Source organism: Leifsonia sp. Leaf336 (assembly GCF_001423695.1).
Classification (GTDB): Bacteria; Actinomycetota; Actinomycetes; order Actinomycetales; family Microbacteriaceae; genus Leifsonia.
The window spans coordinates 1,161,413-1,180,347 of the sequence record NZ_LMOZ01000002.1 but is presented as its reverse complement, the minus strand read 5'-3'; the positions used below and the strand labels follow the sequence as shown (position 1 = coordinate 1,180,347).

Genomic DNA, 18,935 nt, shown 5'->3' with positions numbered 1-18,935 from the left:
GTCGGCCCCGAGGGAAGGAGACCGTCATGCAGGCGAGGATCGGAGACCGGATCTGCATCCGCGGGGCGACGGTGGAATCGGCAGACCGTCACGGCGAGGTGCTGGAGGTGCGCGGAGTGGACGGCGCCCCGCCGTACCTCGTCCGGTTCGACGATGGCCACGAGATGCTCGTCTATCCGGGCACCGACGCGGTCATCGAGCACAGCGCGGCCTGAACCGTCGAGGGACTGAACCGTCGCGGCGAAAGGCGGAGGGGCCGCATCCGCTCGGATGCGACCCCTCTCAGGATGCCGTGATGCGCTGCTGAAGAATCAGCGCGCGACCTCGCCGTCCACGTAGTCGTCGTCGTTCGACGCGTTCCAGGCGAAGAGCTTGCGCAGCTCGCGGCCGGTGGCCTCGATGGGGTGCTGCTCGCCCTTGGCGCGGAGCGCCAGGAACTCGGGCGCGCCGGCGTCCTGGTCGGCGATGAAGCGCTTGGCGAAAGTGCCGTCCTGGATGTCGGAGAGAACGGCCTTCATGTTCTCCTTCACGTGCGGGTCGATCACACGCGGGCCCGACACGTAGTCGCCGTACTCGGCCGTGTCGGAGACGCTCCAGCGCTGCTTGGCGATGCCGCCCTCCCACATGAGGTCGACGATGAGCTTGAGCTCGTGCAGCACCTCGAAGTAGGCGACCTGCGGCTGGTAGCCGGCCTCGGTCAGGGTCTCGAAGCCGTACTGGACGAGCTGCGAGACGCCGCCGCAGAGCACCGCCTGCTCGCCGAAGAGGTCGGTCTCGGTCTCCTCGGTGAAGGTGGTCTTGATGCCGCCGGCGCGCAGGCCGCCGATGCCCTTGGCGTAGCTCAGGACGAGCGGCCAGGCGTTGCCGGTCGCGTCCTTCTCGACGGCGACGATCACGGGCACGCCGCGGCCGGCCTCGTACTCGCGGCGCACGGTGTGGCCAGGGCCCTTAGGGGCGACCATGATGACGTCGACGCCCTCGGGAGCCTTGATGTACTCGAAGCGGATGTTGAAGCCGTGGCCGAAGACGAGAGCGTTGCCCTCCTCGAGGTTGGCCTGGATGTCGTCCGCGTAGAGGGTGCGCTGCACCTGGTCGGGCGCGAGGATGACGACGACATCGGCCCACTTGGCCGCGTCGGCGGCGGAGAGGACGCGGAAGCCCGCCTCCTCGGCCTTGGGCTTGGACTTCGAGCCTTCCTTGAGGCCGATGACGACCTCGACGCCCGAGTCGCGGAGGTTCTGAGCGTGCGCGTGGCCCTGCGAGCCGTAGCCGATGACCGCGACCTTCTTGCCCTGGATGATCGAGAGGTCCGCGTCGTTGTCGTAGTAGATCTCAGCCACTTTGTGGGTTCTCCTTCTTGATGTGGTTCTGACGCCCGGGAGGTGGGCTTAGTTCTTGAAGACGCGCTCGGTGATGGACTTGCCGCCGCGGCCGATCGCGAGCAGGCCCGACTGGGCCATCTCTTTGATCCCGTACGGCTCCAGCACCTTCAGGAGCGCTTGGGTCTTGCCGCTGTCGCCGGTGACCTCGATGACGAGGGCGTCGGTGGCCACGTCGACGACGCGGGCGCGGAAGAGGTTGACCGCCTCGAGCACCTGGGAGCGCGTCGAGTTGTCGACGCGGACCTTGATGAGGAGGTGCTCGCGCTGAACCGACTGCGCCGGGTCGAGCTCGACGATCTTGATGACGTTGATCAGCTTGTTGAGCTGCTTGGTGACCTGCTCCAGCGGCAGCTCCTCCACGTCGACGACCACGGTGATGCGCGAGAGCCCGTCGACCTCGCTGGTTCCCACCGCGAGCGAGTGGATGTTGAAGCCGCGGCGCGCGAACAGGCCGGCGACACGGGTCAGCAGACCGGGCTTGTCCTCGACGAGGAGGCTCAGAACGTGACTGCTCATGGTTACTCCTCTCCGAAGGCGGGGCTGTGGTCGCGTGCGTACTGCACGTAGCTGTTGCTGACACCCTGTGGGACCATCGGCCACACCATGGCGTCGGCGCTGACGACGAAGTCGATCACGACCGGACGGTCGTTGGTCTCCAGCGCCAGCTTGATGGCGGCGTCGACCTCTTCTTCTTTCGTGACGCGGATGCCGAGGGCGCCGTACGCCTCGGCGAGCTTCACGAAGTCGGGCACCCGCATGGTGTCGTGACCGGTGTTGAGGTCGGTGTTGGAGTAGCGGCCGTCGTAGAACAGCGTCTGCCACTGCCGCACCATCCCGAGCGACGAGTTGTTGATGATCGCCACCTTGATCGGGATGTTGTTGATCGTGCAGGTGGCGAGCTCCTGATTCGTCATCTGGAAGCAGCCGTCGCCGTCGATCGCCCACACCACCCGGTCGGGCTGTGCCACCTTGGCGCCCATCGCCGCGGGCACCGAGTAACCCATCGTGCCCGCACCGCCGGAGTTGAGCCAGGAGTTGGGCCGTTCGTACTTGATGAACTGGGCGGCCCACATCTGGTGCTGCCCGACGCCGGCGGTGTAGATGCCCTCCGGTCCGGTCAGCTCGCCGATGCGCTGGATGACGTGCTGCGGCGCGAGGAGGCCGTCGCTCGTCGGGGTGTACCCGAGCGGGAACTCCTCGCGGAGCCCGTTCAGGTAGGTCCACCACTCGACCAGATCGACCTCTGTGCCGCGGGTGGCCTCCTGGAAGGCCGCGGTCAGATCGACGATGACGTCCTTGGCATCGCCGACGATGGGGACGTCGGCGACGCGGATCTTGGAGATCTCGGCGGGGTCGACGTCGACGTGCACGATCTTCGCGTCGGGCGCGAAAAGGGAGGTGTTGCCGGTGACCCGGTCGTCGAAACGTGCTCCGAGCGACACGATGAGGTCGGACTCCTGCAACGCGAGCACCGCGGGCACCGTTCCGTGCATGCCGGGCATGCCGAGGTGCTGCTGGTGCGTGTCGGGGAACGCCCCACGCGCCATCAGCGTCGTCACCACCGGAGCACCGGTGGTCTCGGCGAGCTCCAGGAGCTCCTGCGAGGCCTGGGACCGGATCACGCCGCCGCCGACGTAGAGCACCGGCTTCTTGGCTTCGGTCAGGAGCTGGGCCGCCGCGAGGATCTGCTTGCCGTGCGCCTTGGTGATCGGCCGGTAGCCCGGGAGGTCGATCTTGGGCGGCCACACGAACGGCACCGCGTTCTGCTGTGCATCTTTGGTGATGTCGACGAGCACGGGGCCCGGGCGGCCCGTGCCGGCGATGTGGTACGCCGCGGCGATGGTCGCCGGGATGTCCTCGGCCTTCTTGACCAGGAACGAGTGCTTGGTGATCGGCATCGTGATGCCGACGATGTCGGCCTCCTGGAACGCGTCCGTGCCCATCAGGGTGGAGAACACCTGGCCGGTGATGAACACGACCGGCACGGAGTCCATGTGCGCGTCCATGATCGCGGTGACGAGATTCGTCGCGCCGGGGCCGGAGGTGGCCATGGCGACGCCGACCTTGTTGGAGGCCGACGCGTAGCCTTCGGCCGCGTGGCCGCCGCCCTGCTCGTGGCGGACGAGGATGTGGCGGATCACGGACGAGTCCATGATCGCGTCGTAGATGGGCAGGATCGCACCGCCCGGCAGCCCGAAGACGTCGGTGACGCCGAGGAGCTCGAGGGTGCGGACGACCGACTGGGAGCCGGTCAGGGTTTCGGGCGACGCCTTTCCTGGCGTCGCGGAGGGCAACACTGTGCTGGGGGTTGCATCCGGCGTCATGCCTTATCGATCCCTTACGTGCGAATGGTGGATGGAGCTGTGTCGAGGCGAAGGGCTACCCCGTGACCGCGCCCTCCGCAGCGGAGCGCACGAGCTTGGAGTACTTCGCGAGAACGCCACGGGTATAGCGCGGAGGAAGAGGCGCCCAGCCTTCACGGCGGGCGGTCAGCTCTGACTCGTCGACCAGTAGGTCGAGGGAGCGAGCCGCGATATCGACCCGTATCAGATCACCATCGCGCACGAATGCGATGGGACCTGCGTCCACCGCTTCGGGTGCTATGTGGCCGATGCACAGGCCGGTTGTGCCGCCTGAGAATCGTCCGTCCGTCAATAGTAGTACATCCTTGCCGAGCCCCGCGCCCTTGATGGCGGCGGTGATCGCGAGCATCTCGCGCATGCCGGGGCCGCCCTTGGGGCCCTCGTAGCGGATGATGACGACATCGCCCGCGTTGATTCGGCCCTCGGTCAGGGCGTCCATCGCCGCGCGCTCGCGCTCGAAGACGCGCGCGGGGCCTTCGAAGACGTCGGCGTCGAAGCCGGCCGTCTTGACGACGGCGCCTTCGGGGGCGAGCGAGCCCTTGAGGATCGTGAGGCCGCCCGTGGGGTGGATGGGGTTGTCGAGCGAGCGCATGACGTTGCCGTCGGGCGCGGGCGGGTTGATCTCGGCGAGGTTCTCGGCGACCGTCTTGCCGGTGACCGTGAGGCAGTCGCCGTGCAGCAGCCCGGCGTCGAGGAGCGCCTTCATGACCACGGGGACGCCGCCGTGACGGTCGACGTCGTTCATGACGTACTTGCCGAACGGCTTGAGGTCGCCGATGTGCGGGACCTTCGAGCCGATGCGGTTGAAGTCGTCGATCGTGAGGTCGACGTCGGCCTCGTGCGCGATCGCGAGCAGGTGCAGCACCACGTTGGTGGAGCCTCCGAACGCCATCGCGACGGCGATCGCGTTCTCGAACGCCTTCTTGGTGAGGATGTCGCGGGCGGTGATCCCCTGCTTGAGCAGGTTGACGACGGCCTCGCCCGAGCGGTGCGCGAAGTAGTCGCGACGGCGGTCGGCCGAGGGCGGCGCAGCGGAGCCGGGGAGGCTCATGCCGAGAGCCTCCGCGACGCTGGCCATGGTGTTGGCGGTGTACATGCCGCCGCACGCGCCCTCGCCCGGGGCGATGGCGCACTCGATGCGCTTGAGGTCCTCCTCGCTCATCTTGCCCGCCTTGCACGCACCTACGGCCTCGAACGAGTCGATGATGGTGACGTCTTTCTCGGTGCCGTCGCTGAGCTTGACCCAGCCGGGGGCGATCGAGCCCGCGTAGAGGAACACGGCCGCCAGATCGAGCCGGGCCGCTGCCATCAGCATGCCGGGCAGCGACTTGTCGCAGCCGGCGAGCAGCACCGTGCCGTCGAGACGCTCGGCCATCATGACCGTCTCGACGGAGTCGGCGATGACCTCGCGGGACACCAGCGAGAAGTGCATGCCCTCGTGGCCCATCGAGATGCCGTCGGAGACCGAGATGGTGCCGAACTGGAGCGGGTAGCCGCCACCGGAGTGCACACCCTCTTTCGCGCCCTGCGCGAGCCGGTCGAGCGAGAGGTTGCAGGGAGTGATCTCGTTCCACGAGCTCGCGATGCCGATCTGGGGCTTCTCCCAGTCGGCGTCTCCCATGCCCACGGCCCGCAGCATCCCGCGGCTGGTGGTGGCTTCGATCCCATCCGTGACGACGCGCGAACGCGGCTTCCAATCGATCTCTGGCATGTGACAACTCTAGGACCGTTTGGATGCCCGTTCGTCCATGCGTCCCGACCCGTGGAGAACCGGCGCGGGCGTCGGACCGTGGAGGACTACCGCGTCGCGCCGCGAGCGTCGGCGAGCAGGGTCAGCAGGGTCGCGATCGCGCGCTCGTCGGCGACACGGAACTGTGCGGCGGTGTCGCCCTCACCCACCTTCACCCCGAGGTCCCCCGCGTCGGGTCGCAGCACGGCGAAGGCGTCCTCGTCCGTGACGTCGTCGCCCGCGAACAGCACCGCGGTCGCGTGGGTGTACTCGCGCAGCCGCTCGATGCCGTCGCCCTTGTTCGCTCCGCGCACCGAGAACTCGATGATGTCCTTGCCGTCGCGGATCGTGAGCGCGTCGCTCACCCCGGCCGCGGCCTCGTACGCGCGCGCGACGATCTCGGCGCCCGCGTCGCCCTCCAGCTGTCGGTAGTGCACGCCGAAGCCGACCGGCTTCACCTCGAGTCGCGTGCCGGGGGCGCTGTCGACGAGTGCCCCGAGCACCCGCCCGAGCTCCGCGAGCGTCGCGCGCTCGTCGTCGGTCAGATCGAGCGAGACCCCGTCGCGGCCGAACCGGATCTCGACCCCGTGCGATCCGATGAGCAGCGCGTCCTCATCGGCCTCCGTAACGGCCTCCAGGCTGGAGAGGGGGCGGCCGGACACGTACGCGACCCAGGTGTCGGGAAGCGCTTCGAGCCGGTCGAGCGCCGCCTTCGCCTGCGGCAGCGCACGCGCCGACCTCGGGGCGTCGACGAAGGGGGCGAGCGTCCCGTCGAAATCGAGGGCGACCAGGAGCCGCTTCGCCCCGGCGAGCTTCGCCACCGCAGTGGCGAGAGCGACGGCCGCGGGCTGGGGCTGCCCGGGCCGCGGGGCGGCAGAGGCGGAGTGCGAGGAGGTGCTGTCGGTCATGCGGCTCCCGGGTCAGCGCCGGTTGACCGGCGGGTCCTGCAGGGGGTGGTCCCCGTGCGCGCTGCGCGTGAGCGCGTCGAGGAACGAGGCGGACCAGCGGGCGACGTCGTTGGTCAGCACCTTCTTGCGCAGTGCGCGCATCCGCCGCACCCTGTCGCGCTTCGGCATCGCGATCGCCTGGAGGATCGTGTCCTTGAGCCCTTCGATGTCGTGCGGGTTGATCAGGAGGGCCTGCCGCAGTTCGTCGGAGGCGCCCGCGAACTCGCTGAGCACGAGCACGCCGTCCTCGTCGACGCGGGTCGCGACGTATTCCTTGGCGACGAGATTCATGCCGTCGCGCAACGCGGTCACCAGCATCACGTCGGCCGCCAGGTAGAGCGCGACCATCTCCTCCCGCGGATAGCCGTGGTGGAGGTAGGCGACGGCCGTGTGGCCGAGCGTCGCGTAGTCGCCGTTGATGCGGCCGACCGTGAGCTCGATCTCGTCGCGCAGCTGCCGGTAGGTCTCGACGCGCTCGCGGCTGGGGCTGGCGACCTGCACGAGCGTGACCTTCTCGACGTCGATGCGTTCGTCGCGCAACAGCTCGCCGAAGGCCTTCAGCCGGTGACCGATCCCCTTGGTGTAATCGAGTCGGTCGACGCCGAGCATGATCGTCTCGGGGTTGCCGAGCTCCTCCCGGATCTCCTTGGCGCGCGCCTGGATGTCGGGACGCCGGGCGAGCGACTGGTACTGGTCGGCGTCGATGGAGATCGGGAAGGCGCGCGCCAGCACCGTGCGCACCAGGCCGCCGTGCCGGTTGGTGGTCACGTGGCGGTGCGACCCGGCCTCGGGATCGTCGCTGTCGATCGGCACCTCGATGATCGGCCCGCGCGTCTCGTAGCCCTTGAGCCTGCGCACCGCGCGCGAGAAGTTGCCCGAGTCGGCCACGCGCTGGAAGCCGATGACGTCGGCGCCCAGGAGGCCGTCGATGATCTGACGCCGCCACGGGAGCTGGGAGTAGATGCCGTAGGGCGGGAACGGGATGTGGTTGAAGAATCCGATGACCAGGTCGGGGCGGACCTCCCGCAGCATCGCGGGCACCAGCTGCAGCTGGTAGTCGTGCACCCACACCACGGCGCCCTCCGCCGCCGCCCCCGCGGCCGCTTCCGCGAACCGCCGGTTGACGCGCACGTAGCTCTCCCACCACTCGCGGTGGTAGCTCGGCTGGGCGATGACGTCGTGATAGAGCGGCCAGAGCGTGTCGTTCGAGAAGCCCTCGTAGTACTCCTGCAGCTCCTGCTCGCTCAGCGCGACCGGGAGGATGTTGATGCCGTCGGCCTCGAAGGGCTCGACCTCCTCGCCGGCGACGCCGGCCCAGCCGACCCAGACGCCGTCTTCGGCGCGCATCACGGGCTGGAGCGCCGCGACGAGACCGCCCGGCGACGGCCGCCAGCTCGCCTGGCCGTTGTCGTCCAGCACGCGGTCGACCGGGAGCCGGTTGGACACGATCACCAGTTCGTACGTTTCGGTCACTGCTGTCTCGGACGTCGTGCTGATGGTCGGTCAACTCCCCCGGTGCGATCGGATGCTCGTACTCGTCACAGTACCAGCGCGCCCGGCGACGCCAGGGGGGTTGCGTCACCGCCCCGACACTGCTCGTTCAGCCTCCCTGATTAGAGTGGCGTCGTGATGCGCATCGGGATGGGCACGACCTGCGTCTACCCGCTCGGGGTCGAGACGGCGTTCCGCACCGCCGCCGAGCTCGGCTTCGACGGCGTCGAGATCATGGTGGCACGCGACGAGAAGACGCAGTCCGCGCGGTCGCTGCGGGAACTGGCCGAACGGTACGGCACCCGCGTGCTGAGCATCCACGCGCCCGTGCTGCTCCTGACGCACTTCGTGTGGGGCCGCGACCCGAAGGTCAAGCTGGAGAGGTCGGCCGAGCTCGCCGCGGAGCTCGGCGCGGACACCGTCGTCGTCCACCCGCCCTTCCGCTGGCAGTCGGGCTACGCGGAGGACTTCCTGGACATCGTCCGGGACACGGCCCGGTCGACCGGCGTGACCGTCGCGGTCGAGAACATGTTCCCGTGGAAGGTGGCCGGCCGCTCGATGGCCGGCTACGTGCCGCACTGGAACCCGCTCGGCATGGACTGCGACGCCGTCACGCTGGACTTCTCGCACGCAGCGCTCAGCGGCGTCGACGGCCTGCAGCTGGCCGGCGCGCTCGGCGAGCGACTGCGGCACGTTCATCTCTGCGACGGCTCCGGCGCGCTCGACGACTCGCGGGTCTTCGACGAGCACCTGGTGCCTGGTCGCGGCAGCCAACCGGTGGCCGCGGTGCTGCGGTCCCTGGCGGCCTCCGGGTGGAGCGGGTCGATCGTGGCCGAGGTCAACACCCGCAAGGCGCGCGACGCGGGCGAACGACGCGCGATGCTCCAGGAGACCCTCGACTTCGCCCGCGCGCACACCCGCGGCGACGGGGTCGCGGAGGAGCCGCAGGCCGCTCCTGCTATTGCGCCCGACCCAGCAGTCGCACCAGCGCGCTCGAGTATTGCCCGTAGCCCGCTGCGGTCGGGTGGAAGGCGTCGATCCCGCTGACATTGAGCCACGGCGATTTCGAGCCGATACCGTGGCCGGCGAAATCCACTCCGACGTAGGTGATCGGCACGCCGGAGGACCGCTGGGTGGACACTACGTCCTGAATCGTCTGGTTCAGCCCCAGCGTCGCCGCGTTGATCGCCGTCGCGGTGCCGAAATCGGGCGACTTGGTGTTCGAGTTGTCGAACATCAGGGCGTACCCGGTGACGACGATGCGCGCGTTCGGGGCGGCATCGTGGATCGCTCCGTACACCGCGGCCAGCCGCTCAGGGAGGACGTTGAGCAGCGAGAGCGCCGACGACACCCCGTCGCGGCACGCGACCGCTTTGCCGGCCGAGCACTCGGCGGCGATGGCGGCGACTCCGAGATCGTTGCCTCCCACGCTCACCGTCACGAGGTCGGTGCGGTCGTCGAGGGCGATCAGCTGGTGCTTGAGGAGGTCGGAGGTCGTCGCGCCCGCGCACGCCGCGTTCACGACCAGGTCGACCCCGGAGGCGCGAGTGAAGTCGTTCGGGTAGCTGCTGGGGCTGAGCCGGCACTTGCCCGACTCGTTGCCTCCGCCCATGCCCGCGGCGAACGAGTCGCCGAGAGCGACGTAGCGGGTGCGCTCGGTCAGCGGCTCCCTGGGGAAGGGATCCGGCGTCGACGTGGCGGTGGGCGCCGGCTGCGGCGTCGCGTCCTGCGTGGCGCGGGGAGCGCCGGGCGCTGCGCACGCGGCCACGGCGAAGAGCACGGCCGCTCCGAGCGCGGCCGTGAGAGCGGAGGTGAGCACTCTGCGTCGCATCGAGCACACGTTACCCGGTGCTCCTCGCGGTTCGATCGGAGGCCGCCGGAAAGGAGCTGATCAGATCCGCTCGGTGAGCGCGAGGAGGATGGCGGGGACGGTCTGCGAGAGCCGTTCAGCGAAGGGACGCTCGTCGCCCGCGAGCAGCGCGCGCGCCTCGCCGTTCGCGCACAGCTCCGCGATGATCCGCACCCCCTCCTCCGGGTCGATCGTGAAGCGGCGGCGCGCGCTCGCGAGAGCAGCGACGACCGTCTCGGTGAGCTCTTGGAAGAAGCCGTCCTGGTACCTCAGGAAGTCGGCGGAGATCGCCGGGTCGCGCAACGCCAGCAGCAGGAACTCGGACTGCACGAGCCACCATCGCCGGTCATCGGACTGCAGCTCGAGGATCCGGGTGATGGTTCGGATGACATCGGCGTCGTCGAGCTCCACGCCGCCCGCGCCGACGAGTGGCCGGAGGAACTGCTCGACGCCGGCGTCGAGCTGTTCGAGGCGCATGACCTTCTCGCGCTCCATCAGGGCGAAGAAGAGCTCCTCTTTGCTGGAGAAGTTGGAGTAGAACGCGCCGCGTGTGAAGCCCGCGGCCTCCGCGATCGTCTCGACGCTCGCGGCGCGGACGCCCTGCTCGGCGAATACGTCGAAGGCGGCGTCGAGGAGGCGCGCGCGGGTGCGCCGGCGCCGAGCGGACTCGACGGGGGCGTCGTCTCTGAGAGCTGTGCTTTCCAAGCTGAAACCTTCCTGGATCGAGTTCCCGATACACGAGTGTATCCGATACAGTCGGGCGGTCGGATACAAAGGTGTATCGAATCCTTTCGGCGGTGCTGGAGCCCGGCCCCGTCAGCCCCTACTACTGGAGAACGCGTGTCCTCGCTCCTGTATTCGATCGGCCGTTGGGCCTTCCGTGCCCGCAAGCTCGTGCTGTCGCTGTGGCTGCTGCTGCTCGTCCTCCTCGCCGGCGGCGCCATCGCCTTCAACCAGGGGACGGACAACACGTTCAGCATCCCGGGCACCGAGTCGCAGGAGGCGCTCGACACACTGAGCAGGACCTTCCCGCAGGTCAGCGGCACGAGCGCCCAGATCGTGGTCGTCGCGCCCGACGGCGAGACGGTCGATCAGTCGGCGATCCAGAAGCCCGTCGAGCAGACCGTCGCCGACCTCGCGAAGACCGACGGCGTCGCCGGCACGACCTCCCCGTACAGCTCGACGGTCAAGAACCTGATCTCCGACGACCGCACGGCCGCCATCATCACCGTGCAGCTGCACGGCCAGCAGACGACCGTGCCCGCCGCCACCAAGAAGGCGATCTCCGACGCCGGCGCGAGCCTCCGCACAGAGCTGCCCTCCGGATCGCAGGTCGCCGTCGGCGGTCAGCTCTTCTCGCAGAGCCTGCCGACGATCTCGCCGACCGAGGGCATCGGCCTCGTCATCGCGATCGTCGTGCTGATCATCACCTTCGGGTCCATCCTCGCGGCCGGGATGCCGCTGGCGACGGCCCTGCTCGGCGTCGGCCTCTCGATGTCGCTCATCTTCATCGCCACGTTGTTCGGGCCGATCTCATCGACCACGCCGCTGCTGGCCCTCATGCTCGGCCTCGCCGTCGGAATCGATTACTCGCTCTTCATCATCTCCCGCCACCAGAGCCAGCTGAAAGCGGGCGTCGATCCGGAGGAGTCCACCGCACGGGCGGTCGCGACCGCAGGGTCGGCGGTGCTGTTCGCAGGCATCACGGTGATCATCGCGCTGGCCGGACTGGCCGTGGCAGGGATCCCGTTCCTGACCACCATGGGACTGGCCGCCTCGGTCGCGGTGGCCATCGCGGTGCTCGTCGCGCTCACGCTCACGCCGGCGTTCCTCGGCTTCGCCGGCGCCCGCATCGCACCCGGGCATCGCGCCGCCAAGCGCGCCGTGCGCAAGGCGAAGGCCACGTCGGCGCAGCAGGGCGGCGCAGCTCAGGAGGCCGCAACCTCCGATCCCGCGGAACCGGAACCGGCCGGCCGCGCCAACCCGTCGCTCGCGCACGCGGCGAAGGCCGAGATCCCGAAGGGACCGTTCCGCACCTGGGTGCGCGCCGTCACGCGGTTCCCGATCGTCACGGTCGTGGCGGTCGTCGTCGCCCTGGGCATCGCCGCCCTCCCTGCCCTCCAACTGCGGCTCGCGCTCCCCGACGCCGGCTCCCACCCGAAGTCGGACCCGGCCCGCATCGCCTACGACCTCGTCTCGGAGCATTTCGGGCCGGGCTACAACGGTCCACTGATCGTCACCGGCTCGATCATCTCCAGCACCGACCCGGTGGGCCTGATGAAGAAGCTGGGCGCCGAGATCGCCGACCTGCCCGGCGTCGCGGCCGTGCCGCTCTCGACCCCGAACCAGAACGCCGACACCGGGATCGTCCAGGTCATCCCGACGACGGCTCCGGACGATCCGCAGACCGCCGCGCTCGTCTCCGAGCTGCGCGCCAAGCACCAGCACTTCCTCGACGAGTACGGCGTCGATCTCAAGGTCACCGGCACCACGGCCGCTCAGATCGACGTCTCCTCACGGCTCGCCGGGGCGCTGCTGCCGTTCGGCATCCTCGTCGTCGGGCTCTCGCTCGTGCTGCTGACCATGGTGTTCCGGTCCATCGCCGTGCCCATCAAGGCCGCGCTCGGCTATCTGCTCTCGGTCGGCGTCGCCTTCGGCGCCGTCACCGCCGTGTTCGAGTGGGGCTGGTTCTCCGGGGCGGTCAACCTCGACAAGACCGGCCCGGTCATCAGCTTCATGCCGATCATCCTGATGGGCGTGCTGTTCGGGCTCGCGATGGACTACGAGGTCTTCCTGGTGAGCCGGATCCGCGAGGACTACGTGCACGGCGGCGACGCCCGGCGAGCGGTGCAGAGCGGCTTCGTCGGCTCCGCCAAGGTCGTCACCGCCGCGGCCGTCATCATGATCTCGGTCTTCGCCGCCTTCGTGCCGGAGGGCGACACCTCCATCAAGCCGATCGCGCTCGGGCTCGCCGTCGGAGTCTTCGTCGACGCGTTCATCGTGCGGATGACGCTGGTGCCCGCCGTGCTGCAGCTGCTCGGCGACAAGGCCTGGTGGATGCCGCGCTGGCTCGACCGCATCCTGCCCTCCTTCGACGTGGAGGGCGACGGCCTGCAGAAGGAGCTCGAGCTGGCCGACTGGCCGACACCCGGCGCACGGTTCGTGGCGGCGGCGGACGGCCTCGCGGTGAGCGTTCGCCGCACGCCGATCCTCCGGGATGTGTCCTTCCGCCTCGGCGACGGCGAGGCTCTCGTGGTGCACGGTCCCGACCGAACCGCCGCCCTCGCCCTGCTGCTGGCCGTGACCGGCCGCACCAAGGTCGCCGGCGGCACCGTCAAGGTCGCCGGCTTCGTCCTCCCGACGCGAGGCGCGGCCGTGCGGGCGCGGACCTCCGTCGTGCGCCTCGACCATTCGGAGACGCCGGTGCAGGACCTGCGCAGGGCGCTCGCCAGCTCGCCGGCCATCCTCGGCCTCGATGCCGCGGACAGCCTCACCGATCCCGTCGAACGGCGCCGCGTACGCGTCGAGCTCGCCCGCGCCTTCGCCGACGCCCGGGCGGCCGGGCGTCCGTTCGGACTCGTCGTGACGTGCGTGGACCCGTCCGGGCTGGACGACCTGCTTCCCGAGAGCGCTGAGCCGACGGGGGTTCGGCTGGCGCCCGGCGCCGACGGCGCCGCGCATCCCATCCCCGCTCCGGACACATCGGCCGATCCCGCAGGACACGCGGGCACGGCCGAGCCGACCGACCACGCGGACCACACCGCCACCCACCTCGAGAAGGCGAACGCCCGATGACCAGCCCCGCTCCCCTGCGCCGTCCGCGCTCCCTGTTTTCCCTGGAGCGAATGCGCTCCGACAAGCGGGTGACCTGGCTGACCATCGTCGGCCTCGTGCTCGTCCCACTCGTCATCGGCGGCCTCCTGGTCTGGGCGCTGTGGAACCCCACCGAGCGCCTCGGCGACGTGAAGGCGGCCGTCGTGAATCTCGATCAGCCGGTGACCGTCAACGGCCAGGTGGTGCCGCTCGGCCGCCAGATGGCCGCGGGCCTGCTCGGCGCGAAGAACGACAACTTCACCTGGGTGCTCACCGACCAGAAGGACGCCGACGCCGGGATCGCCGACGGCAGCTACGTGGCCGTCGTCACCATCCCGAAGAACTTCTCGAAGGCGGCGACCTCCACCGCGGGCACCGACGGTGCGGCGAAACAGGCCACCATCGACGTCCGCACCAGCCAGAAGTCCAAGCTCGTCGACCCCGCCATCAGCCAGGCCGTGACCACCACCGCGACCGGAGTGCTCAACAAGCAGCTCACGACGACGTACCTCGAGAACGTCTACGTCGGCTTCAACACGCTGCACGACCAGCTGGCGAAGGCGGCGACCGGGGCGCACTCGCTCTCCAGTGGACTGACGCAGCTGGCGTCGGGCACGCATCAGCTCGCGGACGGGGCTGGCCAGCTTTCCTCGGGCGCGACGGCGCTGTCGAGCGGGCTCGGCCGGCTGTCGGACGGCGCGTCGGGGCTGTCGAGCGGCCTCGGCACGCTCTCGACCAACATGACGGCCTACGCGAACGGCGCCTCGCAGGGAGCGGCGTCAGCTCAGGCCCTCCCGGCGGGGGCCGCCCAGCTCGCCAGCGGTACGGCCGGAGTACGCGACGGCGTCGCCGCAACCGTCGCGGGCCTCGGCACGCTCTACGACAGCTGCGTGACAGCGCACACGGCGACCGACCCTACGTGCCAGGGCATCGAGGCGACGTTCTCCAGCCTGAAGAACCCCGACCCGAGGGTCGGGCTTCAGGCGGCCGCGACCCAGGTGGCAGCGGGAGCTCAGCAATTCTCGGACAAGCTCGCCCCGTTGCCCGGCCAGCTCGCGCAGTCGGCCTCCGCCGCCCAGCAGCTTGCGGGCGGCACCGCGCAGTCGGCCTCCGGCGCCCAGCAGCTCGCCTCCGGCGTGCAGCAGTCGGCCGACGGTGCCTCCCAGTACGCGGCAGGGGTGCAGCAGTTCGCGGCCGGGGTCCCGGCGCTCGCGACGGGTGCCGACCAGTCCGCCGCAGGCGCGGCCTCCCTCGCCTCGGGCCTCGACACCGCGGTCGCGCAGCTGCCCAACTACGACGCGGGTCAGCGCACCAACCTGGCGTCGGTCGCCTCGCAGCCGGTCGGCCAGAAGCAGTCGGGCACGACGGCGTTCGGCGCCTCCAGCGTGCCGCTGTTCGCGTCCGTCGCGCTCTGGCTCGGCGCGCTCGCCACGTTCCTGGTGCTCCAGGCGCTGTCGCGTCGCGCGCTGCTGACCTCCCGCGCCGCCGGCCTGATCGCGGTCGATGGTCTCGCGCCGGCCGCCGCGATCGGCGTCGTCCAAGGGCTGCTCGTCGCCGGGATCATGCAGCCGGCGATGCAGCTGAGCGTGGGCGCGTGGTTCGGCTTCGCGGCCGTCTCGGTCGCGGCGGCCGTCTGCTTCGCCGCCGTCAACCACGGGCTCGTCGCGCTGCTGGGAGGCATCGGACGCTTCCTCGGCATGCTCGTGGTGGTGGTGACGCTCGCCTCCGGGATCGTCTCGACATCGCCCGGATTCTTCGACAGCGTGATGGCCTGGCTGCCGACGTCGCCGGCGATCACCGCGCTGCAGGGCGTCGTCGACGGCTCGACCGGTGTGTGGCGCGGCCTGGGCGGCCTCCTGCTCTGGGCGGCCCTCGGCTTCGGGCTCGCCCTCGCGGCCGTGGCCAGGCGGCGCATCGTCACGGCCTCCCAGCTCCTCCCCGCCGAGTAGACCGGTTCAGGCGGTCGCGGCGAGGGCGAGCGTCGCGAGGACGACGGTGGCGGGTGCGACGAGGAGGCCGAGGAGCACGTAGCGGCTCCAGCGGATGCGCACGTCGAACGACGTGAGCCGCTGGTGCCAGAGCAGGGTCGCGAGCGACGCCCAGGGCGTGATCAAGGGGCCGGCGTTCACGCCGATGAGCAGCGCGGCGAGCCGCACCGGGCTGCCCGCCGCCGGCTCCAGCGCCAGGTACGCAGGGAGGTTGTCGATCGCGTTGGCCCCGACCATTCCGGTGAGAGACAAGCGCAGCAGCGCGAGCGGTGACTCCCCCGACCCGGAGACCTGCGCCAGCAGCGTCCCGAGGCCGTTGGCGTGCAACGCCTCGATGAACAGGAACAGTCCCGACGCCAGGAGCACGAGCTGCCACGGCAGAAGGCCGAACCGCAGCACGTCGCGACGGCGGACGGCGAAGACCACGATCAGGACGACCGCGGCCGCCGAGGCCGGCATCCACACCGGAATGCCCGACACGAGCAGCGGCACGAGCGCGACCAGCACCGCCGCGGCGATCCAGAACAGCACGGGATCCTCGATGCCGTCCTCCGCGCCCGTCACGTACCGCACCAGCAGTTGCCTGCGCGACAGCACGAACAGCACGATCATCGGCAGCACGATCGCCACGACGGCTGGCGCCCACATCAGCGCGGCGAACGCGAACGGCGTCGGATCGCCCATCGCGTGCTGGGCCAGCAGGTTCGTCAGGTTGGAGACCGGCAGCAGCAGCGAGCCGGTGTTCGCCAGCCACACGGTCGTCAGGGCGAACGGCAGCGGGTCGAGCCCGGCGTGCCGGGCGAGCACGATCACCACCGGCGTGAGCAGGACCGCCGTGGTGTCGAGGGACAGGAAGATCGTGCTGAGCGCGGCGACGACCACGACGAGCAGCCAGAGCAGCCACGCCCTCCCGCGCCCCCAGCGCGCCGTCTGCTGCGCGACGACGGTGAAGACGCCCGCCTCCGCCGCCAGCTCGGTCACCACGGTCACCGCGACGACGAAGAGCAGGATCGGCCAGACGCGATCCCAGAGGGCCAGCGCGTCCGCGGCGGGGAGGAGCCCGGTGAGCACCGCCACCGCGCCGAGGACCAGGAGCACGGCGCCGACGACGGCCGTCCGCATGCCGCTCCTCTCGTTCGACGCCTCAGGAAGCGTACGCTATCGCCACGAGCGAAAGGACGCCGATGCGCAAGTTCATCTTCAACGGCGCGATCATCAGCGCAGTCATCGGGCTGTGGACGACGATCCAGTCGACCAAGCAAGGCCCCCGGGATTGGCGTGTGCCGCTGATGTGGATCAGTGCGGCGCTCAGCGTCGTGATCGCCATCGGCACGGTGCTGCAGGAGTCCCGGGAGGCCGACGAGCGCGAAATCGGCCACTGACCACGCGATTTCCGTTGTCCGCACGGCGTGTCCGCGCGTTCTGAGCAGGTAACGCCCTGAAAATTGTTCTCGACGGAGAACCTGGAAGGGGTTGCGCGATGTTTGGTCGTAGGCGGCACGCCGCCGCTGAAGTGCAGGCGGCGCCAGTCCCCCAGTTGTCGGATGCTCAAATCCTCGAAGTCGTTCACGCCAAGGTCGCCGAGCTGATCGGTGAGCGCGGCGAGTGGACGGTGTCCCGTCGGTCGTCCGACGACACCGACTCCATCTTCCACTCCGTGCTCTCCCAGTCCGTCTCCGTCGGCATCACCGCCGCCCTCGTGGAGGCACGTCGACGGCTGGAGGCCGGAGAAGCCGAGATCGTCGTGGCCGCCGAGCCGCAGCACCGGGCGGAGGCGGCGCCCGTCGTCGCGGTCGAGACCCCCGCGCAGCACGATGAAGAGCAGCACGAGGAGCCCGCCGCGTTCGGCTGGGAGCCCGCGCCCATCACCGTCTGGACCGACCTCCGTCGCCCGGTCACCGGCGAGATCCCCGCGATCGCACAGCGCCCCGCCGCGTAAAGCTCCGCGCGAGCGCGCACCATCGGCCGTCTCGACGACGGCTCAGCCGATGTGCTTCCAGGAGGACGGGCCGTCGGAGCCTGCCCGATAGGTCTGCAGCGGCACCTCGTCCTTCTTCCACGCGGCGATGACCGGTGCAACGATGCGCCACATCTCCACCGCGGTGTCACCGCGCACGGACAGCGACGGGTCTCCATCGAGGATGCCCTCCAGCACCTCGCCGTAGGCCAGCAGCAGGCCCGGACCGAACTCCGCACTCAGCGCCACCCGCTCGATCTCGTGCGGGTCGCCCGGGCCGTTGATGTTGAGCTCCAGCGACATGGCGTCAGGGGCGAGCATGATCCGCAGCATCGTCGGCTCGGTGTGGCCTCGCAGTCCGCGCGGGATGTGCTTGGCCGGTTTGAAGGTGACCAGGATCTCGCGGCGCTTCGAGCCGAGCGCCTTGCCCGAGCGGAGGGTGATCGGCACGCCGGCCCAGCGCCAGTTGTCGATCTCCACGGTCAGCTCGGCGAGCGTCTCGGTGTTGCGTGCGGGGTCGACACCCGGCTCGTTCGTGTACGCGGGGAGCTTGCTGCCGTCGATGGTCCCCGCGGTGTACCGCGCGCGCCTGCTCGCCGCGGCGGGGTCGTCGCGCCACACCCGCGTCGCACGCAGCACGGTCGCCTTGGCGTCGCGGAGGTCGGTGGCGTCGAGCGCCGACGGCGGCTCCATCGCGAAGACCGCGAGAACCTGGAGCAGGTGGCTCTGGATCATGTCCATGAGCGCGCCGGCGTTGTCGTAGTAGCGGGCGCGGCCCTCCAGGCCGAGGGTCTCGTCGTAGACGATGTCGACGCTCTGGATGTGGTCGCCGTTCCAGACCGGCTCGAGGATGCTGTTCGCGAAGCGCAGGCCGATCAGGTTGAGCACCGTGGAACGGCCGAGGAAGTGGTCCACCCGCTGGATGCGCTCCTCCGGCACCAGGGTCGCCAGGCGCTTGTTCAGCGCGATCGCGGTGCGCTTGTCGGTGCCGAACGGCTTCTCCAGCGCGAGCGACAGCCCGTCGGGGAGGGTCAGCTTCGACAGCGCGTCGCACGCCTTCGCGGTGACGGCGGGCGGCAGGGCGAAATAGAGGGCGGGCGCACCTTCGCACGCGTCGAAGATGCGCTGGAGGTCGTCGGGCTTGGTGACATCTGCCGACAGGTACCGGGTGCTCTTCAGCAGCGCTTCGACCGCTGGGCCGCTCGCCTTGACCGTCTTGAACGACGCGCGCACGGTGGACCGCCACTTCGCGTCCGTCCACTCCTCCGCTCCGGAGCCGACCAGCTGGAAGCTTCGTTCTGGGTGGTTCGTGAGCAGCTGCCCCACGGCAGGGAGCAGGAGTCTGGACGACAGATCGCCACTCGCTCCGAGAATCACCAGAGTGCCCACGGTCTGCGTCATGCCGTTCACAGTACG

General features: G+C 69.9%; 16 protein-coding genes. 6 read left to right on the top strand and 10 right to left on the bottom strand.

What is annotated here, in order from left to right:
• Positions 1–26 precede the first annotated feature (26 nt).
• The gene (locus ASF88_RS14470) at positions 27–215 is read left to right on the top strand and encodes a DUF1918 domain-containing protein (RefSeq protein WP_055919774.1); all 189 of its coding nucleotides are present in this window, start codon (positions 27–29) and stop codon (positions 213–215) included.
• 96 nt (positions 216–311) lie between these two features.
• On the opposite strand, the gene ilvC is transcribed toward ASF88_RS14470, so the two are convergent.
• The 6 genes from ilvC to otsA all read right to left on the bottom strand — a co-directional run bounded on the left by ilvC (position 312) and on the right by otsA (position 7,867).
• Positions 312–1,340, bottom strand: coding sequence for a ketol-acid reductoisomerase (ilvC, locus tag ASF88_RS14465; protein ID WP_055919771.1), 1,029 nt, complete (start codon positions 1,338–1,340; stop codon positions 312–314).
• Between the two features lie 48 nt (positions 1,341–1,388).
• A complete protein-coding gene (ilvN, locus tag ASF88_RS14460; RefSeq protein ID WP_055919769.1) occupies positions 1,389–1,898 on the bottom strand; it encodes an acetolactate synthase small subunit in 510 nt (169 codons plus the stop codon).
• 2 nt (positions 1,899–1,900) lie between these two features.
• A complete protein-coding gene (locus ASF88_RS14455; protein WP_055919766.1) occupies positions 1,901–3,706 on the bottom strand; it encodes an acetolactate synthase large subunit in 1,806 nt (601 codons plus the stop codon).
• A 55-nt stretch (positions 3,707–3,761) separates the two neighbouring features.
• Complete coding sequence (gene ilvD / locus ASF88_RS14450; RefSeq protein ID WP_055919763.1) at positions 3,762–5,456, bottom strand: dihydroxy-acid dehydratase; 1,695 nt, start codon at positions 5,454–5,456, stop codon at positions 3,762–3,764.
• Positions 5,457–5,542: 86 nt separating this feature from the next.
• Positions 5,543–6,382 carry a trehalose-phosphatase gene (otsB, locus tag ASF88_RS14445; protein ID WP_055919760.1) on the bottom strand — a complete coding sequence of 280 codons (840 nt, stop codon included), beginning with the start codon at positions 6,380–6,382 and terminating at the stop codon, positions 5,543–5,545.
• Between the two features lie 12 nt (positions 6,383–6,394).
• The gene (gene otsA / locus ASF88_RS14440) at positions 6,395–7,867 is read right to left on the bottom strand and encodes an alpha,alpha-trehalose-phosphate synthase (UDP-forming) (protein ID WP_055920538.1); all 1,473 of its coding nucleotides are present in this window, start codon (positions 7,865–7,867) and stop codon (positions 6,395–6,397) included.
• Between the two features lie 183 nt (positions 7,868–8,050).
• On the opposite strand from otsA, the gene ASF88_RS14435 reads away from it, so the two are divergent.
• On the top strand, positions 8,051–8,959 hold the full coding sequence (locus ASF88_RS14435; RefSeq protein ID WP_327063246.1) for a sugar phosphate isomerase/epimerase family protein: 909 nt from the start codon (positions 8,051–8,053) through the stop codon (positions 8,957–8,959).
• Here ASF88_RS14435 and ASF88_RS14430 read toward each other — a convergent pair.
• On the bottom strand, positions 8,871–9,743 hold the full coding sequence (locus ASF88_RS14430) for an SGNH/GDSL hydrolase family protein (protein ID WP_055919758.1): 873 nt from the start codon (positions 9,741–9,743) through the stop codon (positions 8,871–8,873). The two genes, ASF88_RS14435 and ASF88_RS14430, sit on opposite strands and share 89 nt — an antisense overlap.
• A gap of 60 nt (positions 9,744–9,803) precedes the next feature.
• A complete protein-coding gene (locus ASF88_RS14425; RefSeq protein ID WP_235493460.1) occupies positions 9,804–10,466 on the bottom strand; it encodes a TetR/AcrR family transcriptional regulator in 663 nt (220 codons plus the stop codon).
• A 135-nt stretch (positions 10,467–10,601) separates the two neighbouring features.
• On the opposite strand from ASF88_RS14425, the gene ASF88_RS14420 reads away from it, so the two are divergent.
• Both ASF88_RS14420 and ASF88_RS14415 read left to right on the top strand, forming a co-directional pair.
• The gene (locus ASF88_RS14420) at positions 10,602–13,556 is read left to right on the top strand and encodes an MMPL family transporter (protein ID WP_055919755.1); all 2,955 of its coding nucleotides are present in this window, start codon (positions 10,602–10,604) and stop codon (positions 13,554–13,556) included.
• A 50-nt stretch (positions 13,557–13,606) separates the two neighbouring features.
• Positions 13,607–15,523: a YhgE/Pip family protein gene (locus ASF88_RS14415; protein WP_235493459.1), complete on the top strand. Its 1,917-nt coding sequence runs from the start codon at positions 13,607–13,609 to the stop codon at positions 15,521–15,523.
• 6 nt (positions 15,524–15,529) lie between these two features.
• On the opposite strand, the gene ASF88_RS14410 is transcribed toward ASF88_RS14415, so the two are convergent.
• Complete coding sequence (locus ASF88_RS14410) at positions 15,530–16,684, bottom strand: SLC13 family permease (RefSeq protein WP_055919750.1); 1,155 nt, start codon at positions 16,682–16,684, stop codon at positions 15,530–15,532.
• Between the two features lie 62 nt (positions 16,685–16,746).
• Between ASF88_RS14410 and ASF88_RS14405 the strand changes: the two genes are divergently transcribed.
• Together ASF88_RS14405 and ASF88_RS14400 are read left to right on the top strand one after the other, a co-directional pair.
• Positions 16,747–16,944, top strand: coding sequence for a hypothetical protein (locus ASF88_RS14405; protein ID WP_055919747.1), 198 nt, complete (start codon positions 16,747–16,749; stop codon positions 16,942–16,944).
• A gap of 155 nt (positions 16,945–17,099) precedes the next feature.
• Entirely contained in the window at positions 17,100–17,501 is a 402-nt protein-coding gene (locus tag ASF88_RS14400; RefSeq protein WP_235493458.1) for a hypothetical protein, read from the top strand.
• A 42-nt stretch (positions 17,502–17,543) separates the two neighbouring features.
• On the opposite strand, the gene ASF88_RS14395 is transcribed toward ASF88_RS14400, so the two are convergent.
• Positions 17,544–18,920 (bottom strand): glucose-6-phosphate dehydrogenase, encoded by a 1,377-nt coding sequence (locus ASF88_RS14395; RefSeq protein ID WP_055920533.1) that lies wholly within the window; start codon positions 18,918–18,920, stop codon positions 17,544–17,546.
• Positions 18,921–18,935: the final 15 nt, after the last annotated feature.

Excerpts from the sequence above, each read along its gene's own strand:
- otsB (WP_055919760.1), bottom strand. The coding sequence starts at position 6,382 with ATGACCGACAGCACCTCCTCGCACTCCGCCTCTGCCGCCCCGCGGCCC.
- ASF88_RS14455 (WP_055919766.1), bottom strand. The coding sequence starts at position 3,706 with ATGACGCCGGATGCAACCCCCAGCACAGTGTTGCCCTCCGCGACGCCA.
- ilvD (WP_055919763.1), bottom strand. The coding sequence starts at position 5,456 with ATGCCAGAGATCGATTGGAAGCCGCGTTCGCGCGTCGTCACGGATGGG.
- ASF88_RS14435 (WP_327063246.1), top strand. The coding sequence starts at position 8,051 with ATGCGCATCGGGATGGGCACGACCTGCGTCTACCCGCTCGGGGTCGAG.
- ASF88_RS14395 (WP_055920533.1), bottom strand. The coding sequence starts at position 18,920 with ATGACGCAGACCGTGGGCACTCTGGTGATTCTCGGAGCGAGTGGCGAT.
- ASF88_RS14410 (WP_055919750.1), bottom strand. The coding sequence starts at position 16,684 with ATGCGGACGGCCGTCGTCGGCGCCGTGCTCCTGGTCCTCGGCGCGGTG.
- ASF88_RS14415 (WP_235493459.1), top strand. The coding sequence starts at position 13,607 with ATGCGCTCCGACAAGCGGGTGACCTGGCTGACCATCGTCGGCCTCGTG.
- ASF88_RS14430 (WP_055919758.1), bottom strand. The coding sequence starts at position 9,743 with ATGCGACGCAGAGTGCTCACCTCCGCTCTCACGGCCGCGCTCGGAGCG.
- ASF88_RS14470 (WP_055919774.1), top strand. The coding sequence starts at position 27 with ATGCAGGCGAGGATCGGAGACCGGATCTGCATCCGCGGGGCGACGGTG.
- ASF88_RS14405 (WP_055919747.1), top strand. The coding sequence starts at position 16,747 with ATGCGCAAGTTCATCTTCAACGGCGCGATCATCAGCGCAGTCATCGGG.
- ilvN (WP_055919769.1), bottom strand. The coding sequence starts at position 1,898 with ATGAGCAGTCACGTTCTGAGCCTCCTCGTCGAGGACAAGCCCGGTCTG.